Origin of the sequence: Paraburkholderia piptadeniae (genome assembly GCF_900007165.1) — a bacterium.
Lineage (GTDB): Bacteria > Pseudomonadota > Gammaproteobacteria > Burkholderiales > Burkholderiaceae > Paraburkholderia > Paraburkholderia piptadeniae.
On record NZ_CYGY02000095.1, the window covers coordinates 24,247 to 45,650 of the forward strand.

Genomic DNA, 21,404 nt, shown 5'->3' on the forward strand with positions numbered 1-21,404 from the left:
GAAATACGTTCGAGTCGACGGCGAATTTGTGGGGAGATTGGCGTCTTTCGAGCCGTCGTGCCGCTCGCCAGGCCAGTCACACATGACACACGGGATGGCCTTCGATGGCGCACGCGCCGCCGGCCCGCGCTCGTGGGCCAGTGAAGCCGAGACTGCACGCGGTTGCCACGTGTCTGATTTTGTTGCTATAATCGCCCGTTTCGAAGCTCGCTCACCTTTCTGCCCTACTCCATCGGAGTCGGAACGAGCGGGATTTCACGTAGTTCTCAGTTTGTTTGTCTATTTGCGCCCTTGGGCAATCGCTCTCAGGGGTTCGATCTAAAAGCAGCGCCCGCCGCCGTCAAAGGCAGGCACTGGAAACAGGAACAGGATAAGGAACCGTCATGGCTAACTCCGCACAAGCACGCAAGCGCGCCCGTCAAGCCGCCAAGGCAAACTCGCACAACTCGGCGCTGCGCTCGAAGTACCGCACGGCTGTCAAGGCTGTCCGCAAGGCAATCGAAGCCGGCGACGCAGCACAAGCCGCTGAAATCTTCAAGGCATCGGCAAAGACGCTGGACATCATTGCCGACAAGAAAATCGTTCACAAGAACAAGGCAGCTCGCCATAAGAGCCGCCTCGCTGCAGCCATCAAGGGTCTGCAAGCGCCCGCAGCGCAGTAAATTATCGAATCCGGCAGCTCGCTCGCGCGAGCTGCTTCCTGTTTCCGCTGCGTCATCAAAGCCCGCCATCGCGGGCTTTTTTGTTTTTCGCCCGGGTGCGCATCGCGCCGTACGTCGCGCTTCGAACGATGACCGCTCGAGGCCGATCCAAACGCGGACACAAAAAAACCCGCCGATGCGGGTTCCATTGTTCATCCAGCCTGTCGCCGATGCCGCCCGGACGCGGCGCCCGACTCAACGCGACGACGCTTTTTGCGCCTCATGCTCCGGCGGAAGCTCGCACGCCTCGGTGACGATCAGATCGTTGTCCTTGGCGAAATTCATCACGAAGTCGAAAGCCATCGGCTCGATGTCCCGCAGCCGCGAATCGAGAATCACGCACTTCAGGTCGCCGATCATCGTCGGACGCACGTAGTGGGAATACTGAAGACGGGCATTTGGCCCTTTCGCGCCCGGACCGAAACACGACATCACGCCCGCCAGTCGCTCCGACCAGTCGCTCGGACGAAACTTTCGCCCAGACGATGTGATGCCTTGAATGAAATACTCGGTTGGGGGTGTATCGGCCATGTACGGAACCCTGTGTGACTGCCCGGTGAACTGCCCGTGACGAGCCGGCGAAAGATGGCTGCCTGAAAACGCTGTTCGAACACGTCTTGCGACCACCCGAACCCACAGTGAATCCTGCATCGAGCTTTGGAGTCCGGCCGCCGCAGCGAGCCAGCGAGGGCGCTTCGGGCAGCGATCAGATGGCGCACGGTACGGCGCATACCGGATGTGCGAAAGCCGTGTCCTGCAAGCGCTAAGCCTGCCTGCCGGGCTTTGAGAAAACTCCGAGATTATAGCGCAGCCAGGGTTTTTCCGCACTGCACACAAGCCCTCTGGAACAGTCCTTTGCACGTTCCGGCACATTGCCCATGCCTTTTGGCCGACTCGTCAAAACATTCAAAATCCTTTATGCTGCATTGAGTTACCACAAACGACGGCGGCCCAGTCCGGCAATTTCGCCCGGGTGAATCCGCCGTATTTGTTTCATGACCTCCAAGACAATCCGCCACTATCTGCAGTTCAACGATTTCTCGTTGGAAGACTACGAGTACGTGCTCGAACGCGCCCGCATCCTGAAGCGCAAGTTCAAGAACTATGAGACGTATCATCCGCTGCACGACCGCACGCTCGCGATGATCTTCGAGAAGAACTCGACGCGCACGCGCCTGTCGTTCGAAGCGGGCATCTTCCAGCTGGGCGGTCACGCCGTCTTCATGAGCACGCGCGACACGCAGCTTGGCCGCGGCGAGCCGATCGAAGACGCAGCGCAGGTCATCTCGCGGATGGTCGACATCATCATGATCCGCACGTTTGGCCAGGACATCATCCAGCGCTTCGCGGAAAATTCGCGCGTGCCCGTCATCAACGGCCTGACGAACGAATATCACCCGTGTCAGGTGCTCGCCGATATCTTCACGTACTACGAGCATCGCGGTCCGATTCGCGGCAAGACTGTCGCCTGGGTCGGCGACGCGAACAACATGCTCTATACGTGGATCGAAGCGGCGCAGATCCTCGGTTTCAAGCTGCGCCTGTCCACGCCGCCGGGCTACAAGCTCGACCGTGGGCTGGTCGCGCCTGAAAGCGCGCCGTTCTACGAAGAATTCGACGATCCGAACGAAGCCTGCAAGGGCGCCGATCTCGTCACAACGGACGTCTGGACCAGCATGGGCTTCGAAGCCGAGAACGAAGCGCGCAAGAAGGCGTTCGCCGACTGGTGCGTCGATGCCGACATGATGTCGCGCGCGAACAAGGATGCCCTCTTCATGCACTGCCTGCCCGCACACCGCGGCGAGGAAGTGAGCGCGGAAGTGATCGACGGGCCGCAGAGTGTCGTGTGGGACGAAGCGGAAAACCGTCTGCACGTGCAGAAGGCGCTGATGGAATTTCTGCTACTCGGCAAGCTGAATCACTAGGCATCCGGCCAAACGCGGCAAAAGCCGCCGGAGCAATCTGGCGGCAAGCGGTTCAAAGCAGCACGCAGTTCACAGCAACACGCGGTTCAATTCGATACGCAGATAAAAAGCCGGGCAGCAAACCGGCAGCAGACAGGCGGCAAGCAGAAACGGGGCATCGATCATGTCCCCCGCCGCATCGTCCAGCGGGGCGCATCGCCCAGCGCGAATGCCTCGGCTCACTGGCCGTCGCACCCGAAATCGCGGGACATGTGGCGGTTTAGTGTCAAAATATGGTTTTTCCGCGCGCCGGACCGGCCGACGCGCTCAGTTCTCCCAGCTACGAGTTCACCATGAGCGATATCAACAAAGTCGTGCTCGCCTATTCGGGCGGTCTCGACACCTCCGTCATCCTGAAGTGGTTGCAGGACAACTACGACGCCGAAGTCGTCACCTTCACGGCCGATATCGGCCAGGGCGAAGAACTGGAACCGGCTCGCAAGAAAGCGCTGCAACTCGGCATCAAGCCGGAAAACGTCTATATCGAAGACCTGCGCGAAGAGTTCGTGCGCGACTTCGTGTTCCCGATGTTCCGCGCGAACACGATCTACGAAGGCGAGTATCTGCTCGGCACATCGATCGCGCGTCCGCTGATCGCGAAGCGCCAGATCGAAATCGCGCGCGCGACCGGCGCACAGGCCGTGTCGCATGGCGCGACGGGCAAGGGCAACGACCAGGTGCGCTTCGAGCTCGGCTATTACGCGCTGGAGCCGGGCATCAAGGTGATCGCCCCGTGGCGCGAATGGGATCTGCTGTCGCGCGAAAAGCTGCTCGCATATGCAGAAAAAGCCGGCATTCCCATCGAAATGAAGCACAAGCAAGGCGGCGCACCGTATTCGATGGACGCGAACCTGCTGCACATCTCGTTCGAAGGCCGTCACCTCGAAGACCCGAAGGCGGAAGCCGAACCGGAAATGTGGCGCTGGACGGTGTCGCCGGAAGAAGCGCCGGATCAGCCGGAATACCTCGACGTCGAGTACGAGCACGGCGACCCCGTCGCGCTCAACGGCAAGCGCATGTCGCCCGCCGAAGTGCTGACCGAGCTGAACCGCCTCGGCGGCAAGCACGGCATCGGCCGTCTGGATCTGGTCGAGAACCGCTACGTCGGCATGAAGTCGCGCGGCTGCTATGAAACGCCGGGCGGCACGATCATGCTGAAGGCGCACCGCGGCATCGAATCGATCACGCTCGACCGCGAAGTCGCGCACCTGAAGGACGACCTGATGGCCCGCTACGCTTCGCTGATCTACAACGGCTACTGGTGGAGCCCGGAGCGCCGCGCGATTCAGGTGCTGATCGACCACACGCAGGAGAAGGTCAACGGCTGGGTGCGCGTGAAGCTGTACAAGGGCAGCGTGTCGGTCGTCGCGCGCGACTCGAAGGAGACGCTGTTCGACAAGACCATCGCAACGTTCGACGACGACGGCGGCGCCTACAACCAGGCCGATGCCGGCGGCTTCATCAAGCTGAACGCGCTTCGTATGCGTATCGCCGAGAACGCACGCCGCCAGCGCGGCTAAGCGATAAAACGCTGTCGTAAAGACAAAGCGCCGGGCTTGAACCCGGCGCTTTTTTATTTCAGGCTCGCTCTCGGGCTCTTGTCCGAGCGAAGCCGTTCAAACTCAGAGACAAACCGGCTCGGCCTCCAGCTCGACGCCGAAACGCTGCGCCACGTCCTGCTGGATCGCTTTCGCGAGCGCCAGCACTTGCGCCCCGCTCGCGCCGCCGCGATTCACGAGCACGAGCGCCTGACGCTCATGCACGCCCGCCGCGCCCATCGCGCGCCCCTTCCAGCCACAGCGGTCGATCAGCCAGCCCGCCGCGAGCTTCACGCGGCCGTCCGTCTGCCGATACGAGACGATCTCTGGCTCCTTTGCGACCAATGCGTCGAACTGCGCGGCGTCGATTACGGGATTCTTGAAGAAGCTCCCCGCGTTGCCGAGTGCGAGCGGATCGGGCAGCTTCGCGCGGCGCACGGCAACGACGGCATCGAAGATCGCCTGCGGCGTCGGCGTCGCATCGCCGAGGCCGACGGCGGCAAGCTCGCGCGCGATATCGGCATAACCGGCGCGCGGGGTCCATGCTTTCGGCAATCTGAACGTCACCGACGTGATCACGAAACGGTCGCGCCCTTCCTGCTTGAAAAAGCTGTCGCGATAGCCGAAGCGGCAATTGTCGGCATCGAGCTCGACCGTCTTGCCCGTCGCAAGCTCGATTGCGCGCAGCGACGCAAAGCGCTCGCACATTTCGAGCCCGTACGCGCCGATGTTCTGGATCGGCGCCGCGCCGACCGTGCCCGGAATCAGCGCGAGATTTTCAAGGCCTGGCACGCCCTCTGCGAGCGTCCATGAAACGAAGTCGTGCCAGTTCTCGCCCGCGGCGGCTTCGACGTACCACGCATCGGCGTCTTCGCGGACCAGCTTGCGTCCGCGCAGCCCGATCAGCAGCACGAGGCCGTCGAAATCGCCCGTCAACACGACGTTGCTGCCGCCGCCCAGCACGAGGCGCCGCAAGCCGGCCACGCGCGTATCGCGCACGGCCGCAAGCAGCTGCGCCTCGCTTTCGATATGGCATGCGAGACGCGCGCGCACATCGAAGCCAAAGGTGTTGCGCGACTTCAGCGGGAAGCCGGCGACGAACGGGAGCAGATCGGACTCGGACATCAGGTGTTCTGGCAAGCGCCCTGCGACGCGCGCGAACCGTACGGCGCAATCGGTTCGCGAGCCTTGGGCAAAAGGGAAAGGGGTCGGTAAAATGACACCGGTTCGTGATTATAGCGAGTACGTCGCGCGCAGCCGTCCAGCCGCGCCGCCGCTCGATACAAATGGGAGAATGCAATGCCATCGTTTGACGTCGTCTGCGAAGCCAACATGATCGAGGTGAAGAACGCCGTCGAGCAGTCCAACAAGGAAATCTCGACGCGCTTCGACTTCAAGGGCTCGGACGCCCGCGTCGAGCAGAAGGAACGCGAGCTCACCGCGTATGCCGACGACGAGTTCAAGCTCGGCCAGGTGAAGGACGTGCTCGTGTCGAAAATGGCGAAGCGCAGCGTGGACGTGCGCTTCCTCGACTACGGCAAGATCGAGAAGATCGGCGGCGACAAGGTCAAGCAGGTCGTCACAGTGAAGAAGGGCGTGTCCGGCGATCTCGCGAAGAAAATCGTCAAGCTCGTGAAGGACAGCAAGATCAAGGTTCAGGCGAGCATTCAGGGCGATGCGGTGCGCGTGTCGGGCACGAAGCGCGACGATCTGCAAAGCGTGATCGCACTGCTGCGCAAGGACGTGACGGATACGCCGCTCGACTTCAACAACTTCCGCGACTGATGTGTGCCGACAGGTGCCGTTCGCCGGACGGCGCATGATGATCGCTTGATATGCGGCTCGAGCAAAAAGCGGCGATACGGCGTCGCCGCATTCGCGAATTCAGTGCTTGTTCGACGCCGGCCGCGTAGCCGCTTCCGCTTTCTTCTTGTCGCCGATGCGGCTTTCCTGCCCTGCCACCAGCTTCGCGATGTTCGCGCGGTGACGCCATATCAGCAGCGCGCTCATCGCGACGATAGCCAGCGCAATCACGTTCGCGCCGAACAGAAAGCCGTCGAACAGCGGCGCGAAAATAGCCGAGCACAGCGCAGCAAGCGACGAGTAGCGCGTGAAGAACGCGACGATCAGCCAGGTCAGCAGCGTCGCGATGCCAAGCACGGGATTGATCGCGAGCAGCACGCCCGCCGCCGTCGCGACGCCCTTGCCGCCCTTGAAGCGAAAGTAGACGGGGTACAGGTGGCCGAGAAAAACGGCGATCGCGGCAATGGCGACGGACGTATCGTCGAGTCCGAAACGCGCCGAGAAATGCCCGGTGAGCCACACGGCGAACCAGCCTTTGAACGCGTCGCCGATCAGCGTGATAATCGCGGCCTTCTTGTTGCCGCTACGCAGCACGTTCGTCGCGCCGGGGTTCTTCGAGCCGTATGAGCGCGGATCGGCGAGTCCCATCGCGGCGCTGACGATCACGGCAAACGACACCGAGCCGATCAGATAAGCCACGACGGCGACAATCAGGTTTTCCATGTTGAAACTCTTGTCAGTATTGGAAAGCGCAGCAAGCGGCGCGGGTCTCCTGGCGGCGCAGGCGCAACGGCGCACATTCTACCGAAGCCTTCGCCCGCTTTTACAGATACGGATGCGTGCTTCAATCGACGCTTGCGCACTGCACCGGCTTCGCGGACAGCAGGGACGTCAGCACGCCCGGCGCGATACTGACGAGAAAGCCGCGCCGCCCACCGTTGATCAAGATCCTGTCCAGTTCGAGTATGGTCGATTCGACGTACACGGGCATCGCTTTCTTCGTGCCGAACGGCGACGTGCCGCCGATCAGATAACCCGAATGCCGGCTCGCGACTTCCGGCTTGCACGGCTCGACACGTTTCGCGCCGATCTGCCGCGCGAGGTTCTTCGTCGACACGGTGCGATCGCCGTGCATCAAGACAATCAGCGGTTTGGCCTGGTCGTCTTCCATCACCAGCGTCTTGACGACGTGATGTTCGTCGACGCCAAGCTGCCGCGACGATTCGCCCGTGCCGCCGTGGTCGACGTAGTCGTACGGATGCTCGCCGAACTCGACCTGATGACGGCGCAAGAACTGCGTGGCGGGGGTTTCGGAGACGTGTCTGGATTTGCTCATCGGCGCATTGTAATGTCCGCGCGACGCAACGACCATTTGCCGGATGGCCAATTGTGCGCGCCCGCGGATTATGGCACGCTCGTTCAAAAATCTCCCGGCGCAGCGGCATGCAGCAGATTCAGGCGCACGGATCGTCCATGAAGGAGACATCATTGAAGCCAGCCCCGCAATCGTCCGCCGTCGCAGGAGACGTGGCGCAGTCCGTTGATGCCGCCGCCCTGCTCGCCTCGCTCCCCGCACGCATCGCCGATATTCCGGCGCTGATTGCAGCGCGCGATCCGCAGCATGCCGCGCTGATCGAAGACGAACGGCGTCTCACGCGCGCGCAACTCGCGCTAGCCGTGGAGGCCGTCGCCGCGCTGCTGGGCGAGCAAGGCGTGCGCGCCGGCGACCGCGTGATGATCGTCGCGGAAAACAGCATCGTGCAGATCGTGCTGCTGTTCGCGGCCGCAAAGCTCGACGCGTGGGCGCTGATGTCGAACGCGCGGCTGTCGATGGCCGAACTCGATGCGATCCGCGCGCACGCGAAGCCGCGCGTCGTCGCGTATGCCGTCGACGCATCGCCGGATGCGCGGCAACACGCCGAACGCCACGGCGCGAAGCCCGCGCGCGGCATCGATATCGACATCGGCGCGTGGTCCTGCGCGATCGACGACGCAGCGCAAGCGGAACCCGTCGAAGCCGCCTCCGACCGTCAATGCGCCGCGCTGATCTACACCACGGGCACAACGGGCGCGCCGAAGGGCGTGATGCTGTCGCATCGCAACCTGCTGTTCATCGCGGCGATGTCGAGCACGCTGAGGCGCGTCAATTCGGATGACGTCGTCTACGCCGTGCTGCCGATCTCGCATGTGTACGGGCTTGCGTCCGTGTGTCTCGGCAGCCTGTTTGCGGGCGCGACGCTCAGGCTCGCACCGCGCTTTTCGCCTGAAGCCGTGCGCCGCGCGCTCGCAGAAGAACGCGTGTCGATTTTCCAGGGCGTGCCCGCGATGCACGCGAAGCTGCTCGAATACCTGCAAGCGAACGAGCTGCCGTGGTCCGCGCCGCGACTGCGTTTTGCGTACTCGGGCGGCTCGCCGCTCGACGCCGCGTTGAAGGCGCGCGTCGAAACCACGTATGGCGTCACGCTTCACAACGGCTATGGAATGACCGAGAGCAGCCCGACCGTCTCGCAAACGATGATCGACGCACCGCGCGTCGATTGCTCCGTCGGCCAGCCGATCCCGGGCATCGAGGTGCGCTTCGTCGGCGTGAATGGCGCGGATGTCGCGCAAGGCGAAGTCGGCGAACTGTGGGTGCGCGGACCGAACGTGATGCTCGGCTACTACCGCAATCCGCAGCAGACGCAAGCCGCCGTCACCGAAGACAGTTGGCTCAGGACGGGCGATCTCGCGCGCCAGGATGCGGACGGCGCGCTGCATATCGCCGGGCGCAGCAAGGAGCTGATCATCCGCTCGGGCTTCAACGTCTATCCAGTGGAAGTCGAACAGGCTCTGAACGCGCATCCCGATGTCGTGCAGTCCGCGGTGATCGGGCGCGCGGTGGAAGGCAACGAGGAAGTGGTGGCGTTCGTCGAGCTGATCGGCGGTGCCACCACGACGCCCGCCGACCTCGCCGAATGGTGCGAAACGCGGCTCGCGCCGTACAAGCGTCCCGCCGAAATCAGGGTGCTGGCCGCGCTGCCCGCCGCATCGACGGGCAAGATTCTCAAGCATCGGCTGCGCGATGTCGCGTGAATCGAGCGATAAAGGTCAGCAGCGCGATAAAGTTCAGCAGCGAGAAAGCGATCACCCGCGCGGATGATGCGCCGCGTGCAGCGTCTTGAGGCGCTCGCGCGCGACGTGCGTGTAGATTTGCGTCGTCGAGATATCGGTGTGGCCGAGCAACAGCTGCACGACGCGCAGATCCGCGCCGTGGTTCAGCAGATGCGTCGCGAACGCATGACGCAGCGTATGCGGCGACAGCGGCGCGTGAATATGCGCCGTCATTGCGTGACGCTTGACGATGTTCCAGAACTGCTGGCGCGTCATGCCTTCGGCGCGCGCGGTGACGAACAGCGCATCGGCGGAACGCTGGCCGAGCAGCGCGGGCCGCGACTCGCGCAGATAGCGCTCGATCCACTCATGCGCCTCCTCGCCGAACGGAATCAGCCGCTCCTTCGAGCCCTTGCCCATCACGCGCACGACGCCTTCGTTGAGGCCAACTTCCACCGTCTTCAGCGTCACGAGTTCGCTGACACGCAAGCCGCTCGCGTACATCAGCTCGAGCATCGTGCGATCGCGCAAGCCCAAAGGCGTCGTCACATCCGGCGCGCCGAGCAGCGCTTCGACCTGCGCTTCCGTCAGCGTCGATGGAAAACGCGGCGGCTGCTTCGCCGAGCGGATGCGCAGCGTCGGGTCGGCCGCCGCGCGATGCTCGCGCACGGCCCACGCGTAGTAGCGGCGAAACACGGACAGGCGCCGGTTCGCCGACGTCGACTTGTCCTTCGCGCGCGCGGCGCTATAGGCCGTCAGATCGGCTTCCGTCGCCGTATCCAGCGAAACGTCGCGCGTATCCGCGAGCCATTCGGAGAAGAGCCGCAAGTCACGCCGGTACGCATCGAGTGTGTTGCGCGCGAGGCCATGCTCGAGCCACAGCGCGTCGCAGAACGCGTCGATCGACGCGCCGCTCGTCAGCAACAGAGGCGACGCGGGCCGCGCGTCTTCGGTCAGCACATCGGTCATGCGTACGGTACGCCCTCGTGTTTCAGCAGCCATCGTTTGACGTTGCGATAGTAGCCGTCGCCGCCCGTATGCGCAAAGCCGCCGATGCCGCCCGACGCCACCACGCGATGACACGGAATCACGATCGGAAAGAAGTTCGACCCGCACGCCTGGCCGACGGCGCGCGGCACGCTGCCGATGCTCTTCGCAAGCTGCCCGTAGGTCCGCACCGCCCCCGGCGGAATCTCGCAGATCGCTTGCCACACGCGCCGCTGGAAAGGCGTGCCGATATCGGCGAGCGGCAGATCGAAGGTCGCGGACGCGCGCCGCAAATAGTGCTCGATCTGCTCGACGGCCTGCTTCGCGAGCGGCGACTGCGGCTCGACATTCGCCACCGAATCGGGCAGATAAACGATTTCGCGCACGGTCTCGCCATCGGCCCCGCCCTGCACCCGCAAGCCGATCTTGCCGAACGGCGCATCGATCACTGCATCGAACATGATGTGCTCACCCCTTTCGGAAGGTCCATTCAACGTTGCCATGCCGCTTCCAGCGCCCATTCGACATGCTCGCGCACGAGCGGCGACGGATCGTCGGCACGCTTGCGCAGCGCATCGACGATGGCTTCGCGCGCGCCTGCCGAAATACTCTGCGGCGCGGCCCGCAGCGCATTGCCCATGCCGACGGCGAGATTGCGCAGCCAGCATTCATAACCGATGCGGCGGATCGCGCTGCCCTGCATGCGCGTGTCGAAGTCCTCGGCGCTCCAGCCGAACAGCTCGACGAGCGACGCGCGATCGAGTCCATGACGCACATCGAAATCATCGACGGGCGCGGCCTGCGCGAACTTGTTCCATGGACATACAAGCTGGCAATCGTCGCAGCCATACACACGATTGCCGATCAGCGGCCGCAAGTCCTGGGGAATACTGCCCTTCAGTTCGATCGTCAGATAGGAAATGCAGCGCCGCGCATCGACCTGATACGGCCCGACGATCGCCCCCGTCGGACATGCGCCGATGCAGCGCGCGCAACTGCCGCAATGCGCGCCCGGCGTTTCGGGCGCTCGCTCGGGGGCCGTCTCGGCATCCGTCGGCAACGGCAGATCGACGAAGAGCTCGCCGAGGAAAAAGAGCGACCCCGCATCGCGTTGCAGCAGCAACGTATGCTTGCCGCGCCAGCCCGTGCCCGCCTTCTGCGCAAGCTCGACTTCGAGCACGGGCGCCGAATCGGTGAACACGCGATGGCCATACGGGCCGACTTCCGCTTCGATCCGATCGGCCAGTTGCTGCAGACGGTTACGCATCACCTTGTGATAGTCGCGGCCGCGCGCGTAGATCGACACGACAGCCGCCGACGGATCGTTCAGACGCGCGCGTTCTTCCAGTCGCCAGTCGTGCTGAACGTCGCTGTGCGCACTTTCATCATCCTTTCGCGCATCCGAAGAACGAGGCAAATGCGCGGGCAAATAGTCCATGCGCACGGAAATCACGCGTCGCGTTCCGGCCACAAGCTCGGCTGGCCGCGCACGTTTCATCCCATGTTTGGCCATATAATCCATCTCGCCGTGGCAACCCGCGTCGAGCCATGCAGCAAGGCCCGCTTCGGCGTTCGACAGGTCGATATCGCTGATGCCGACCGCGCCGAAACCCAGTTCGCGTGCCCAGCTCCGGATACGCGAAGCAAGCGCCGCCAGTTGCGCTTCATCGTAATGAGGCGTGGCAGGTGCTTCGTCGTTCGCTGCACGGGGCGGCGAATGCGCGTCGGGACGTCGCTCCCGATGTTGCTCCGACAAGGCGTTGGGGTGCTGCTGGCTTTGGTTCATAACGCCATTTTACGAGAATGCCCGATCAATCCGGTCTCGCGAATCAACCGTCCGCTGCCGTCCTGCTGGAGCGCCATTTCGCGCTCGCGGACGAAGCCGCCACGATGGCATTCGGCGAACGCTTCGCGCGTGCAATCGACGGCGTGCGCAACGCAAGCAGCGTGTCGGGCAGCCTTGCATTCAACGGCCTTCAGGTGCAGCTCCTCGGCGACCTGGGCGCCGGCAAGACGACACTCGTGCGCGCCACGTTGCGCGCCCTCGGACACACGGGCCGCGTGCGCAGCCCGACCTATACGCTTGTCGAGCCTTATGCGGTCGAAAGGCCGGATGGGGAACTCGAGCTTTATCACTTCGATCTTTACCGTTTCAACGATCCGGCCGAATGGGCCGATGCAGGCTTTCGCGAGTACTTCGACAGCGGCGCTATCTGCCTCGTCGAATGGCCGCAACGCGCGGGCAGTCTGCTAGGCGTGCCGGATCTCGTGTTCTCGCTCGACGTCGACGGCGATGGCCGCAGGCTGGTCGCCCGGGCGTATAGCGAATCAGGAAAGGCATGTCTCGAAAGATGTTGATCAAACCGTTCCGTTCGATCGAATCGGCGGCCACAGCGACGCATAACTGGCGTCGCCGGCAGATTCTTCGCGCGGGCGCTTCCACCCTCGTCCTCGGGCTTGCCGCTCCTCGTTTCGCGTGGGCGTCGTCGGTGCTCGGCGTGCGCGTGTGGCCCGCGCGCGACTACACGCGTGTGACCATCGAGTCCGATCAGCCGCTGCAGAACACGCAGCAGATGCTGCAAGGCCCCGATCGGCTGGTGGTCGATCTGAACGGTCTCGATCTCGACCAGGCGCTCAAGGATCTCGTCTCGAAGATCGCGCCGAACGATCCGCAGATTCAATCGGTGCGCGTCGGGCAGTATCAGCCGCATGTGGTGCGGATGGTGTTCGACCTGAAGGGCTCGGTGAAGCCGCAGGTGTTCACGCTGCCGCCCGTCGGCACGTACAAGTATCGTCTCGTGTTCGACCTGTACCCCGCCGTCGCGCCCGATCCGCTGATGGACCTGCTCGCGCAGACCGAGCGCAAGCAGCAGCAACTCGACAAGCTCAACGAAGAGTCATCGCCGCCCGCCGCGACGCTGAGCGGCCCGACCACGCCGCCCGCCGACAACAGCGACGCCTTCTTCGAGAAGTACGCGCAGAACAACGCGCCTTCGCCTTCCGCTCCTGCGCCCGCGCCGCGTCCGCCGGCGCATGCGGCGCCGGCGCCGCACACGCCGTCGAAGCCAACGCCGGCGCCCGCGCCGCCCGTCATCGCGCGCAACAACGACAACGATACGGACAACGAAGGCGACAACGGCGACGACACCTACAAGTTCACCACGCCGAAGAAGGGCAGCACGACGGTGCGCCTGCTGACGGTCGCGATCGATCCGGGCCACGGCGGCGAAGACCCCGGCGCGATCGGCGGCAGCGGCACGTACGAGAAGCACGTCGCGCTCGACATCGCGAAGAAGCTGCGCGCGAAGATCGACGCGCAGCCGAACATGCGGGCGATGATGACGCGCGACGCCGACTTCTTCGTGCCGCTCAACGTGCGCGTGCAGAAGGCGCGGCGCGTCGGCGCGGACCTGTTCGTGTCGATTCACGCGGATGCGTTCACGACGCCCGAAGCGAGCGGCTCGTCGGTGTTCGCGCTGTCGGAGCATGGCGCGTCGAGCGCGGCCGCGCGCTGGATGGCGAACAAGGAAAACTCGTCGGACCAGATCGGCGGCATCAACATCAAGTCCGCCGACGCGAGCGTGAACCGCGCGCTGTTCGATATGTCGACGACGGCGCAGATCCGCGACTCGATGCGCTACGGCACGTTCGTGCTGAAGGAAATCGGCGGGATCAACAAGCTGCACAAGGGCAGCGTCGAACAGGCGGGCTTCGCCGTGCTGAAGGCACCCGATATTCCGTCGATCCTCGTCGAGACCGCATTTATCAGCAACCCGGACGAGGAGCGCCGTCTGAACGACGACGCGTATCGAGAGAAGATGGCAAACGCGATCCTCAGCGGCATCAAACGCTACTTTGCCGCGAACCCGCCGCTTGCGAAGAGCCGGATGACCTGAAGCCCAGGCTTTCCGCTAAACCTGCGCTGCAATCAAAAAGCAAAACGGCCGCACTGCGAAGCGCGGCCGTTGCCGTTTTACGCGTCGCCAACGCTCAACGCGGATCAATGCGGACCAACGCGGATCAGCGCGCGGGCGCGAGCCTTTGCACGACCCAGCCGCCGAACACGTTGACGGCAAGGCCCGCCATCACGAGCGCCGCGCCGCCGACCTGCGCGGCCGACAGCGACTCGCCGAGCAGCACCGATGCCGACGCAAGCCCGATGATCGGCACGAGAAGCGAGAACGGTGCGACCTGCCCCGCCGGATAGCGAGACAACAGACGGCTCCACAGCACGTAGCCGAGCAGCGTCGCGACGAACGCGAGATAGACGATCGCGAACACCGACGACATGCCGATGCCCGTCAACACCGCCTCGATGCGCTGCGGCCCTTCGAGCAGATACGACAGCACGAAGAAGGGCACGGGCGGAACGAGACTGCCCCACACGACGAGCCCGACCAGATCGACCTTGCCGACCTTCTTCGTGACGATATTGCCGAGCGCCCACATCACGGCGGCGCACAGCGTGAGAATGAAGCCGGTGAGCGTCATCGCGTGGCCGCCCTGCATGCCGATCAGCGCGAGCCCGATCGCCGCGATCACGAGGCCGAGCACGTTCTGCGCGCGAAAGCGCTCGTGCAGGAACAGCGCGGCAAAACCGAGCGTGAAGAACGCCTGTGCCTGCAACACGAGCGACGCGAGACCGGCGGGCATGCCGACGTACATCGCCGAGAACAGGAACGCGAACTGGCCGAGCGAGATCGTCGTGCCATACGCGATGAGCCAGCGCCAGGGCATCTTCGGCCGCCTGATGAAGAACACAGCGGGAATCGCGGCGAGCGTGAAGCGCAGCCCGCCGAGCAGCATCGGCGGCACGCCGTGCAGGCCGACCTTGATCACCACAAAATTCACGCCCCACGCGAGAACGACGACCAGCGCCAGCAGCAGGTCTTTCGGCGACATCTGGACTCCTCTTCTACTTGTTCTGAAAGAAAAGAGTGTAGCGGAGCGGCGGCAAAGGCATCTTCCGCTTTGCCAGACGCGTGCTCCCCGTCACGCAATCCCTCGCGCGCAGCCTGCCGGCATGGGCAGTAGAATGACCTGCCCTGTCCCCACCCATCGAGCAAGTCATGCCCTCATCGATCAAAGCGGTTCTCAAGCCCCACGTCCGCGACATCGGCAATCTGGCCGTGCGGCGCGTGCTGCCCGCGATGGCCGCGCGCCTCATCGGCCCGTTCATCTTCTTCGACCACATGGGCCCCGCGACGCTGCCAGCAGGAACAGGACTCGACGTGCGCCCGCATCCGCATATCGGCCTTGCAACCGTCACCTATCTGTTCGAAGGCGCGATCATGCATCGCGACAGCCTCGGTTCCGAACAAAGGATCGTCCCGGGCGACGTCAACTGGATGACGGCCGGCCGCGGCATCGTGCATTCTGAGCGCACGCCCGAACCGGAACGCGCGAACGGCTCGACGGTGCACGGCATCCAGACGTGGGTCGCGCTGCCGCTCGCCGACGAGGACGCCGAGCCATCGTTCGAGCACCATCCCGGCTCGACGCTGCCCGAGATCGAACGAAACGGCGTCGTCTTGCGGATCATCGCGGGTACGTCGTTCGGCCAGACGGCGCCCACGCGCACGTTCTCGGGCACGCTGTATGCTGCAGCGCATTTTTCGCCCGGCAGCGCACTTGCGCTCGAACCGGAGCACGACGAGCGCGGCGTGTACCTCGTCGACGGCGATCTGTCGCTCGACGGCCAGCCGCTCGAAGCCGAGCAGATGGCCGTGCTCGCGCCCAGCGAAACCGTCACGCTCGCAAGCGCGAAAGGCGCGACGGTGATGCTGCTCGGCGGCGAGAAACTCGACGGCGAGCGCTTCATCGAATGGAATTTCGTTTCGAGTTCGCGCGAGAAGATCGAGCGCGCGAAGGCCGCCTGGACGAGTCAGGAAATGGGCAAGGTGCCGGGCGAGACGGAATGGATTCCGCTGCCGGAGCGCAAGCCGCGCTAGACTCGCAGGCATCGGCAGGGGCGACGCCGGAAGCGCACTGAAACCAGACGAATCGAAGACGCGCGTTGAAATCGCGCCGGCCGCCCCCATTTACTTCAAGTACAGATTCAAGGAAGAGATTGCAATGGACACCACTCTCGCCACCTTCGAAAAGGACGTCATCAGCGCATCGATGCTCACGCCCGTACTGGTCGACTTCTGGGCGCCGTGGTGCGGACCGTGCAAGACGCTCGGCCCGATGCTCGAAAAGCTCGAAGCCGAGTACGAAGGCAAATGGCGTCTCGTGAAGGTGAACGTCGACGAGAACCAGGAACTGGCCGCGCACTTCCAGGTGCGCAGCATTCCGCACGTCGTCGCCTTCGCGGACGGACGGCCTGTCGATCAGTTCATCGGCGTGCTGCCGGAAGGCCAGTTGCGCCAGTTTCTCGACCGCCTCGTGCCCGACAGCGCGGAAGCGGCGCGCGCCGAAGCGGCCGTGGCCATTTCCGAAGGCCGCCGCGAAGATGCGTACGACGCGCTGAAGGCCGCGCTTGCATTCGATCCGGGCTACGACGAAGCGCGGCTCGATCTGATGGAGTTGCTGCTCGAAGATCATCGCGTCGAGGAAGCGCAGAAGGAAAACGATCTGCTGTCGCCGAAAACGACGCAGGGCATCGACGCGCGCTACAACGCCATCAAGACGCGGCTCGATGCCGTCGATGCCGCCGCCGACCTGCCGCCCACGGATGCGCTCGAAGCGCGCGTCGGCGAAAATCCCGACGACCTCGAAGCGCGTTTCGATCTCGCGAGCGCGCTCATCGCGCGGCGCAAGTACGACCCGGCGCTCGAGCATCTGCTCGCGATCGTGCAGCGCGACCGCACGTTCCGCGACGACATCGGCCGCAAGACGATGCTGTCGGTGTTCGACCTTGCCGCGCATCAGCCGGAACTGGTGTCGAAGTGGCGGCGCAGGCTGAGCGCGGCGCTGAACTGACGGTCCTTATCGTTCGCTTCCGATGCAGCATGAAAAACGCGGCCACGTGGCCGCGTTTTTCGTTGATGCAAGAGATTCGCTTCAGGCCGCCTGCTTCGCGAGCGCTCGCAATACATGCGACACGGCGGCAAATCCGAAGCTCGCCGTCACGCACACACTCGATCCGAAGCCCGCGCAGTTCAAGCCCACGGGCCCATGATGACCGGGCGACGTCGTGATGTGCTCAGCCTCTTCGTCGATATCGCAGACGGCCGCTTCCGGGTAGATCAGCGGCTCGTCCGAATACACGGCGCTCACCTTGAACTTCGCTTTCGGCCCGCGCGGAAAGCCATGCTGCTTGCGCAACTGGCCGCGCACTTTCGACAGCAGCGGGTCCTGAATGGTAAGCGCGAGATCGTCGATGCGAATGCGCGTCGGGTCGAGCTGCCCGCCCGCGCCGCCGACGGTGATCAGAGGCTGCTTGTGCTCGACGCACCACGCGATCAGCGTCGTCTTCGTGCGCACGCTGTCGATCGCATCGATCACATAGTCGAAGCCGCTGCCCAGCACCGCGTCGAAGTTATCCGGCTCGATGAAATCTTCGATCACGCGCACATCGCACTGCGGATCGATCAGCCGGATGCGCTCGGCCATCGCGTCGACTTTCGGCTTGCCGTAGTTGCCGTCGAGCGCGTGAATCTGCCGGTTCGTGTTGCTCTCGGCCACGTTGTCGAGATCGATCAGCGTGATCTTGCCGATCGCCGTGCGCGCAAGCGCTTCCGCCGCCCACGAACCGACGCCGCCAATGCCGATCACGGCGACATGCGCGCGCTCGAACGCCGCCAGCGCATCCGCGCCGTACAGACGCGCGACACCTCCGAAGCGGCGCGCGCGGTCGGCCGCATGGTGCGTTTCATGCGTGGTGTGGTCGGTAGTAAGATCGGATTGCTCGGTGACGAGAGGCGTGGACATGATGTGTGGCTTGGCGAATTCAGGCGTGCGCGTGCCGATATCGTGCGGATATCCGCATGCATCCAAGCCCGTATTTTGCCTGATCGCACGCGCAAGCGCCCGACGTGCGCCGTCGCCTCTTCGCGCTCGAGCCATCGGTACGACACGACTCAAGACAGAAATTCGCGTCCTTCGCTATACTGGCCCCACTGTAGCGCTTGCATAAAAATATGAGCACTCTTGCCGACCTCCGCAAAAACTATTCGCTCGGTTCTCTCGACATCGCCGATGTCGATCCCAATCCGTTCCATCAGTTCGACAAGTGGTTCAAGCAGGCAGTCGATGCGCAACTGCCCGAGCCGAATACGATGACACTCGCGACGGTCGACGCGCGCGGCCGGCCTTCGGCACGCATCGTGCTGATCAAGGGTGTCGACGAACGCGGCTTCGTCTTCTTCACGAACTACGAAAGCCGCAAGGGCCGCGAACTCGCGGAGAACCCGCACGCAAGCCTTCTCTTCTACTGGATCGAACTCGAACGCCAGGTGCGCATCGAGGGCACCGTCGTCAAGACGAGCGATGCGGAAAGCGACGCGTACTACGCGTCGCGGCCGCTCGGCTCGCGCATCGGCGCATGGGCGTCGGACCAGAGCAAGGTAATTGAAAGCCGTGCGCTTCTGGAAGCGCGCGAACGTGAATTCAGCGCACAATACGGAGAGAGTCCTCCGCGTCCGCCGCACTGGGGCGGCTACCGGCTGATTCCCGACGCGATCGAATTCTGGCAAGGACGGCCATCACGCCTGCACGACCGGCTGCTCTACACGCGCAGCGACGGCAGCGCCGACTGGACTATCGTCCGCCTGTCGCCCTGACTCGTCGATAGGCCGGCCCGCGCGCCGCATCGTGCATCCGATGCGCGACGGCGGCGCAATGCGTGGACGGCTGGATCGCGCGCTGCCCGACGTTCGAATGCGCGACTCACGCGGACCAGGGAGACACGCACGGCGCACTGCGATCCGACAAGCTTTGCTTTGATTCATTGGACACGGAGAGATCACATGTTCTGGGAGAAGAAGCTGGCGCAGTGGGTAGAAGAAGTAAAAACGAAGGCCAACATTCCGGCGCGCCTCGTGCTGTGGGATGGCCAGCAACACGACTTCGGCACGTTCGCGGCGCCGCGGGTCACGCTGAAAGTGAATAGCGCTTCCGCGCTGCCCCTCCTGCTCGAACCGAGCCTCGACAATCTGGGCGAGGCCTACGTGAAGGGCAAGATCGACATCGAAGGCAAGCTGTCGGACATCATCAACATCGGCTATTCGCTTGCGCGCAGCACGGTGACGAGCGCCAGCAAGCTCGCCCGCGTGCGGCGCTATTTCAATCACACGAAAACGTCGGACAAGAAAGCGATCCAGTATCACTATGACGTCTCGAACGAGTTCTACAAGCTGTGGCTCGACGAGAACATGGTGTACTCGTGCGCGTACTTCGAAAGCGGCGACGAAGATCTCGCCACCGCGCAGATCAAGAAGATCGATCACATCCTCACGAAGATCCAGGTGCAGCCCGGCCAGAGCCTGCTCGATATCGGCTGCGGCTGGGGCGCACTCGTGCTGCGCGCGGCGCAGAAGTTCGGCGCGAAGTGCGTGGGCGTGACGCTCTCGCAGAACCAGTTCGATCTCGCGACGCAGCGCGTGAAAGCCGCGGGCCTCGAAGGCCAGATCGAAATCCGCCTGCAGGACTATCGCGATATCGAAGGCCAATTCGACCGCGTCACGAGCGTCGGGATGTTCGAGCACGTGGGCCGCAAGAATCTGCCGACGTACTTCCAGAAGATTCACGATCTGCTCACGGACGACGGCATCGCGATGAATCACGGCATCACGTCGACCGACTACGACAGCGGCGAAACGGCTCTCGGCGGCGGCGAATTCATCGACAGGTACGTGTTCCCCGACGGCGAGCTGCCGCATATCAGCCTCGCGCTCGAATCGATGCAGCGCGGCGGGCTCGAAGCGATCGACGTCGAAAGCTTGCGCCGCCACTATGCGCACACGCTCGAAATCTGGACGGAAAACTTCGAGGCAAACGCGGAAGCAGCGAAGAAGCTCGTCGACGACGAGAAGTTCCGTATCTGGCGTGTGTACCTCGCCGGCTGCGCGTACGCGTTCGAGCACGACGACGTGTCGATCTTTCAGGTCGTGTGCCGCAGGGCGGGACACAGCGCGAAGACGCTGCCGTGGTCGCGCCGCTATATGTACGAGAAGGCGCTGTAGAATCGCGCGCAGAATACCGCTTCGGACCGGCTAGCGCGGCATCAGCATCCCGCTGGTCCGGCCCGGAGCAGGCGCGGTTCACATCAGCGCACTCTCTCTTGCAATGCATCGATGAAAGAAGAAACGCCGGAGCACTCCGCGCAACTCGACATGTTCGGCAACCCCGTCGGCGAGACCCCTGCCGCCGACGCTTCGCCACCCACGGCGGCATCCGATACCGCATCGGATACACCTTCCGCGCAGACGGGCGCGCCGCCGAAAAAGCGCCGCGCCCGCGATGTCCTCGCCGCGCAGCCGTCCGCCGATATCGTCGAACTCGCGAGCCAGTTGCCGCCGCACGTGCATCTGGGCACGTCGACGTGGTCGTTTCCGGGCTGGAAAGGCATCGTCTACGGCGACGATTACAGCAACAGCAAGCTGTCGCGCGATGGCCTCGCGGCATACGGCGCGCATCCGCTGCTGCGCACGGTGAGCATCGACCGCTCGTTCTATGCGCCGCTCACGCTCACCGACTATCTGCGCTACGCGCAGCAGGTGCCGGACGACTTCCGCTTCATCGTGAAGGCACCCGCGCTCGTCACCGATGCAACCGTGCGCGCCGAGCGCGGCGAGCCGGTGTCGGAGAACCCCTGCTTTCTGAACGCGCAACTGGCCATCGACGAATTCGCGCAACCTTGCATCGACGGACTTGGCAAGAAGGCGGGCGCGCTCGTGTTCCAGTTCTCGCCGCTGCCGAATGAAATGCTCGCGCAGCCCGCGCTCTTCGTCGAACGGTTGACGGCGTTCCTGTCGGCGCTGCCCTCGCTCGAAGGCGACACCTGCTATGCCGTTGAGATCCGCGATGCGTGCCTTTTGACGCCGCGCCTCATCCGCGCGCTGAAGGCGACGGGCGTGCGCTACTGCGTCGGCATTCATGCGCGGATGCCCGATCCTTCGCGCCAGGCGGCGGCTCTCGCGATGCTCGACGAAGCGCCGTCGGGTCCGCTAATCGTGCGCTGGAGCCTGCATGGCGGCTTCAAGTACGAACAGGCGAAAGCGAAATACGAGCCGTTCGACAAGCTCGTCGACGAAGACCCGCAAACGCGTATGGCGCTCGCCGAACTCGCCGCCCGCTACGCAATCGCCGGCCAGCCGGTGCTGATCGCCGCGAACAACAAGGCCGAAGGCTCGGCGCCGCTAACCCGAAGTTCCAGT

At 63.9% G+C, this 21,404-nt stretch carries 21 protein-coding genes; 12 read left to right on the plus strand and 9 right to left on the minus strand.

Annotated features, from left to right (window positions below):
• Positions 1-383 precede the first annotated feature (383 nt).
• Positions 384-662 (plus strand): 30S ribosomal protein S20, encoded by a 279-nt coding sequence (rpsT, locus tag BN2476_RS38600; RefSeq protein ID WP_054916931.1) that lies wholly within the window; start codon positions 384-386, stop codon positions 660-662.
• 234 nt (positions 663-896) lie between these two features.
• On the opposite strand, the gene BN2476_RS38605 is transcribed toward rpsT, so the two are convergent.
• On the minus strand, positions 897-1,232 hold the full coding sequence (locus BN2476_RS38605; RefSeq protein WP_087739442.1) for a DUF3579 domain-containing protein: 336 nt from the start codon (positions 1,230-1,232) through the stop codon (positions 897-899).
• 464 nt (positions 1,233-1,696) lie between these two features.
• Here BN2476_RS38605 and argF point away from each other — a divergent pair, with 464 nt between their 5' ends.
• Both argF and BN2476_RS38615 read left to right on the plus strand, forming a co-directional pair.
• On the plus strand, positions 1,697-2,626 hold the full coding sequence (gene argF, locus BN2476_RS38610) for an ornithine carbamoyltransferase (RefSeq protein WP_087739443.1): 930 nt from the start codon (positions 1,697-1,699) through the stop codon (positions 2,624-2,626).
• A gap of 332 nt (positions 2,627-2,958) precedes the next feature.
• On the plus strand, positions 2,959-4,185 hold the full coding sequence (locus BN2476_RS38615; protein ID WP_087739460.1) for an argininosuccinate synthase: 1,227 nt from the start codon (positions 2,959-2,961) through the stop codon (positions 4,183-4,185).
• Between the two features lie 102 nt (positions 4,186-4,287).
• Here BN2476_RS38615 and murB read toward each other — a convergent pair whose 3' ends face one another.
• Positions 4,288-5,328, minus strand: coding sequence for a UDP-N-acetylmuramate dehydrogenase (gene murB, locus BN2476_RS38620; RefSeq protein ID WP_087739444.1), 1,041 nt, complete (start codon positions 5,326-5,328; stop codon positions 4,288-4,290).
• Between the two features lie 174 nt (positions 5,329-5,502).
• Here murB and BN2476_RS38625 point away from each other — a divergent pair, with 174 nt between their 5' ends.
• Entirely contained in the window at positions 5,503-5,988 is a 486-nt protein-coding gene (locus tag BN2476_RS38625) for a YajQ family cyclic di-GMP-binding protein (RefSeq protein ID WP_087739445.1), read from the plus strand.
• Between the two features lie 99 nt (positions 5,989-6,087).
• Here the strand turns inward: BN2476_RS38625 and plsY are convergent, their stop codons facing one another.
• The gene (gene plsY, locus BN2476_RS38630; RefSeq protein ID WP_087739446.1) at positions 6,088-6,729 is read right to left on the minus strand and encodes a glycerol-3-phosphate 1-O-acyltransferase PlsY; all 642 of its coding nucleotides are present in this window, start codon (positions 6,727-6,729) and stop codon (positions 6,088-6,090) included.
• Positions 6,730-6,850: 121 nt separating this feature from the next.
• On the minus strand, positions 6,851-7,342 hold the full coding sequence (ybaK, locus tag BN2476_RS38635) for a Cys-tRNA(Pro) deacylase (RefSeq protein WP_087739461.1): 492 nt from the start codon (positions 7,340-7,342) through the stop codon (positions 6,851-6,853).
• 137 nt (positions 7,343-7,479) lie between these two features.
• Here ybaK and BN2476_RS38640 point away from each other — a divergent pair, with 137 nt between their 5' ends.
• Positions 7,480-9,078: a class I adenylate-forming enzyme family protein gene (locus BN2476_RS38640; protein WP_087739462.1), complete on the plus strand. Its 1,599-nt coding sequence runs from the start codon at positions 7,480-7,482 to the stop codon at positions 9,076-9,078.
• A gap of 51 nt (positions 9,079-9,129) precedes the next feature.
• Here BN2476_RS38640 and xerD read toward each other — a convergent pair whose 3' ends face one another.
• Genes xerD through queG form a run of 3 tightly spaced genes read right to left on the minus strand, consistent with a single transcriptional unit; the run spans position 9,130 to position 11,869 of the window.
• Complete coding sequence (xerD, locus tag BN2476_RS38645; protein WP_087739447.1) at positions 9,130-10,065, minus strand: site-specific tyrosine recombinase XerD; 936 nt, start codon at positions 10,063-10,065, stop codon at positions 9,130-9,132.
• Positions 10,062-10,544: a methylated-DNA--[protein]-cysteine S-methyltransferase gene (locus BN2476_RS38650; protein WP_087739448.1), complete on the minus strand. Its 483-nt coding sequence runs from the start codon at positions 10,542-10,544 to the stop codon at positions 10,062-10,064. Before BN2476_RS38650 ends, xerD begins: the two co-directional genes overlap by 4 nt.
• A gap of 29 nt (positions 10,545-10,573) precedes the next feature.
• The gene (queG, locus tag BN2476_RS38655; RefSeq protein ID WP_235851150.1) at positions 10,574-11,869 is read right to left on the minus strand and encodes a tRNA epoxyqueuosine(34) reductase QueG; all 1,296 of its coding nucleotides are present in this window, start codon (positions 11,867-11,869) and stop codon (positions 10,574-10,576) included.
• A gap of 17 nt (positions 11,870-11,886) precedes the next feature.
• On the opposite strand from queG, the gene tsaE reads away from it, so the two are divergent.
• Positions 11,887-12,441 carry a tRNA (adenosine(37)-N6)-threonylcarbamoyltransferase complex ATPase subunit type 1 TsaE gene (tsaE, locus tag BN2476_RS38660; RefSeq protein WP_087739449.1) on the plus strand — a complete coding sequence of 185 codons (555 nt, stop codon included), beginning with the start codon at positions 11,887-11,889 and terminating at the stop codon, positions 12,439-12,441.
• The gene (locus BN2476_RS38665) at positions 12,423-13,979 is read left to right on the plus strand and encodes an N-acetylmuramoyl-L-alanine amidase (RefSeq protein WP_087739450.1); all 1,557 of its coding nucleotides are present in this window, start codon (positions 12,423-12,425) and stop codon (positions 13,977-13,979) included. The genes tsaE and BN2476_RS38665 overlap by 19 nt, the downstream gene beginning before the upstream one ends.
• Positions 13,980-14,103: 124 nt before the next feature.
• Here BN2476_RS38665 and BN2476_RS38670 read toward each other — a convergent pair whose 3' ends face one another.
• Entirely contained in the window at positions 14,104-14,985 is an 882-nt protein-coding gene (locus BN2476_RS38670) for an EamA family transporter (protein ID WP_087739451.1), read from the minus strand.
• 167 nt (positions 14,986-15,152) lie between these two features.
• Between BN2476_RS38670 and BN2476_RS38675 the strand changes: the two genes are divergently transcribed.
• Entirely contained in the window at positions 15,153-16,034 is an 882-nt protein-coding gene (locus tag BN2476_RS38675) for a pirin family protein (protein WP_087739452.1), read from the plus strand.
• Between the two features lie 124 nt (positions 16,035-16,158).
• Positions 16,159-17,007: a thioredoxin gene (gene trxA / locus BN2476_RS38680; RefSeq protein ID WP_087739453.1), complete on the plus strand. Its 849-nt coding sequence runs from the start codon at positions 16,159-16,161 to the stop codon at positions 17,005-17,007.
• Between the two features lie 81 nt (positions 17,008-17,088).
• On the opposite strand, the gene tcdA is transcribed toward trxA, so the two are convergent.
• Entirely contained in the window at positions 17,089-17,958 is an 870-nt protein-coding gene (tcdA, locus tag BN2476_RS38685; RefSeq protein ID WP_087739464.1) for a tRNA cyclic N6-threonylcarbamoyladenosine(37) synthase TcdA, read from the minus strand.
• A 209-nt stretch (positions 17,959-18,167) separates the two neighbouring features.
• Between tcdA and pdxH the strand changes: the two genes are divergently transcribed.
• The 3 genes from pdxH to BN2476_RS38700 all read left to right on the plus strand — a co-directional run.
• Positions 18,168-18,809, plus strand: coding sequence for a pyridoxamine 5'-phosphate oxidase (pdxH, locus tag BN2476_RS38690; protein ID WP_087739454.1), 642 nt, complete (start codon positions 18,168-18,170; stop codon positions 18,807-18,809).
• Between the two features lie 186 nt (positions 18,810-18,995).
• Positions 18,996-20,210 carry a class I SAM-dependent methyltransferase gene (locus tag BN2476_RS38695; protein ID WP_087739455.1) on the plus strand — a complete coding sequence of 405 codons (1,215 nt, stop codon included), beginning with the start codon at positions 18,996-18,998 and terminating at the stop codon, positions 20,208-20,210.
• Positions 20,211-20,321: 111 nt separating this feature from the next.
• Positions 20,322-21,404: DUF72 domain-containing protein (locus BN2476_RS38700; protein ID WP_087739456.1), on the plus strand; the 1,083-nt coding region annotated here is incomplete at its 3' end.

Bases quoted from the DNA above. Each gene is read 5' to 3' on its own strand.
- BN2476_RS38625 (WP_087739445.1), top strand. From the start codon at position 5,503: ATGCCATCGTTTGACGTCGTCTGCGAAGCCAACATGATCGAGGTGAAG.
- ybaK (WP_087739461.1), bottom strand. From the start codon at position 7,342: ATGAGCAAATCCAGACACGTCTCCGAAACCCCCGCCACGCAGTTCTTG.
- murB (WP_087739444.1), bottom strand. From the start codon at position 5,328: ATGTCCGAGTCCGATCTGCTCCCGTTCGTCGCCGGCTTCCCGCTGAAG.
- pdxH (WP_087739454.1), top strand. From the start codon at position 18,168: ATGAGCACTCTTGCCGACCTCCGCAAAAACTATTCGCTCGGTTCTCTC.
- BN2476_RS38605 (WP_087739442.1), bottom strand. From the start codon at position 1,232: ATGGCCGATACACCCCCAACCGAGTATTTCATTCAAGGCATCACATCG.
- BN2476_RS38675 (WP_087739452.1), top strand. From the start codon at position 15,153: ATGCCCTCATCGATCAAAGCGGTTCTCAAGCCCCACGTCCGCGACATC.
- BN2476_RS38650 (WP_087739448.1), bottom strand. From the start codon at position 10,544: ATGTTCGATGCAGTGATCGATGCGCCGTTCGGCAAGATCGGCTTGCGG.
- BN2476_RS38615 (WP_087739460.1), top strand. From the start codon at position 2,959: ATGAGCGATATCAACAAAGTCGTGCTCGCCTATTCGGGCGGTCTCGAC.
- queG (WP_235851150.1), bottom strand. From the start codon at position 11,869: ATGAACCAAAGCCAGCAGCACCCCAACGCCTTGTCGGAGCAACATCGG.
- rpsT (WP_054916931.1), top strand. From the start codon at position 384: ATGGCTAACTCCGCACAAGCACGCAAGCGCGCCCGTCAAGCCGCCAAG.
- BN2476_RS38670 (WP_087739451.1), bottom strand. From the start codon at position 14,985: ATGTCGCCGAAAGACCTGCTGCTGGCGCTGGTCGTCGTTCTCGCGTGG.
- xerD (WP_087739447.1), bottom strand. From the start codon at position 10,065: ATGACCGATGTGCTGACCGAAGACGCGCGGCCCGCGTCGCCTCTGTTG.
- trxA (WP_087739453.1), top strand. From the start codon at position 16,159: ATGGACACCACTCTCGCCACCTTCGAAAAGGACGTCATCAGCGCATCG.
- BN2476_RS38695 (WP_087739455.1), top strand. From the start codon at position 18,996: ATGTTCTGGGAGAAGAAGCTGGCGCAGTGGGTAGAAGAAGTAAAAACG.
- argF (WP_087739443.1), top strand. From the start codon at position 1,697: ATGACCTCCAAGACAATCCGCCACTATCTGCAGTTCAACGATTTCTCG.
- tcdA (WP_087739464.1), bottom strand. From the start codon at position 17,958: ATGTCCACGCCTCTCGTCACCGAGCAATCCGATCTTACTACCGACCAC.
- plsY (WP_087739446.1), bottom strand. From the start codon at position 6,729: ATGGAAAACCTGATTGTCGCCGTCGTGGCTTATCTGATCGGCTCGGTG.
- BN2476_RS38640 (WP_087739462.1), top strand. From the start codon at position 7,480: ATGAAGGAGACATCATTGAAGCCAGCCCCGCAATCGTCCGCCGTCGCA.
- tsaE (WP_087739449.1), top strand. From the start codon at position 11,887: ATGCCCGATCAATCCGGTCTCGCGAATCAACCGTCCGCTGCCGTCCTG.
- BN2476_RS38665 (WP_087739450.1), top strand. From the start codon at position 12,423: ATGTCTCGAAAGATGTTGATCAAACCGTTCCGTTCGATCGAATCGGCG.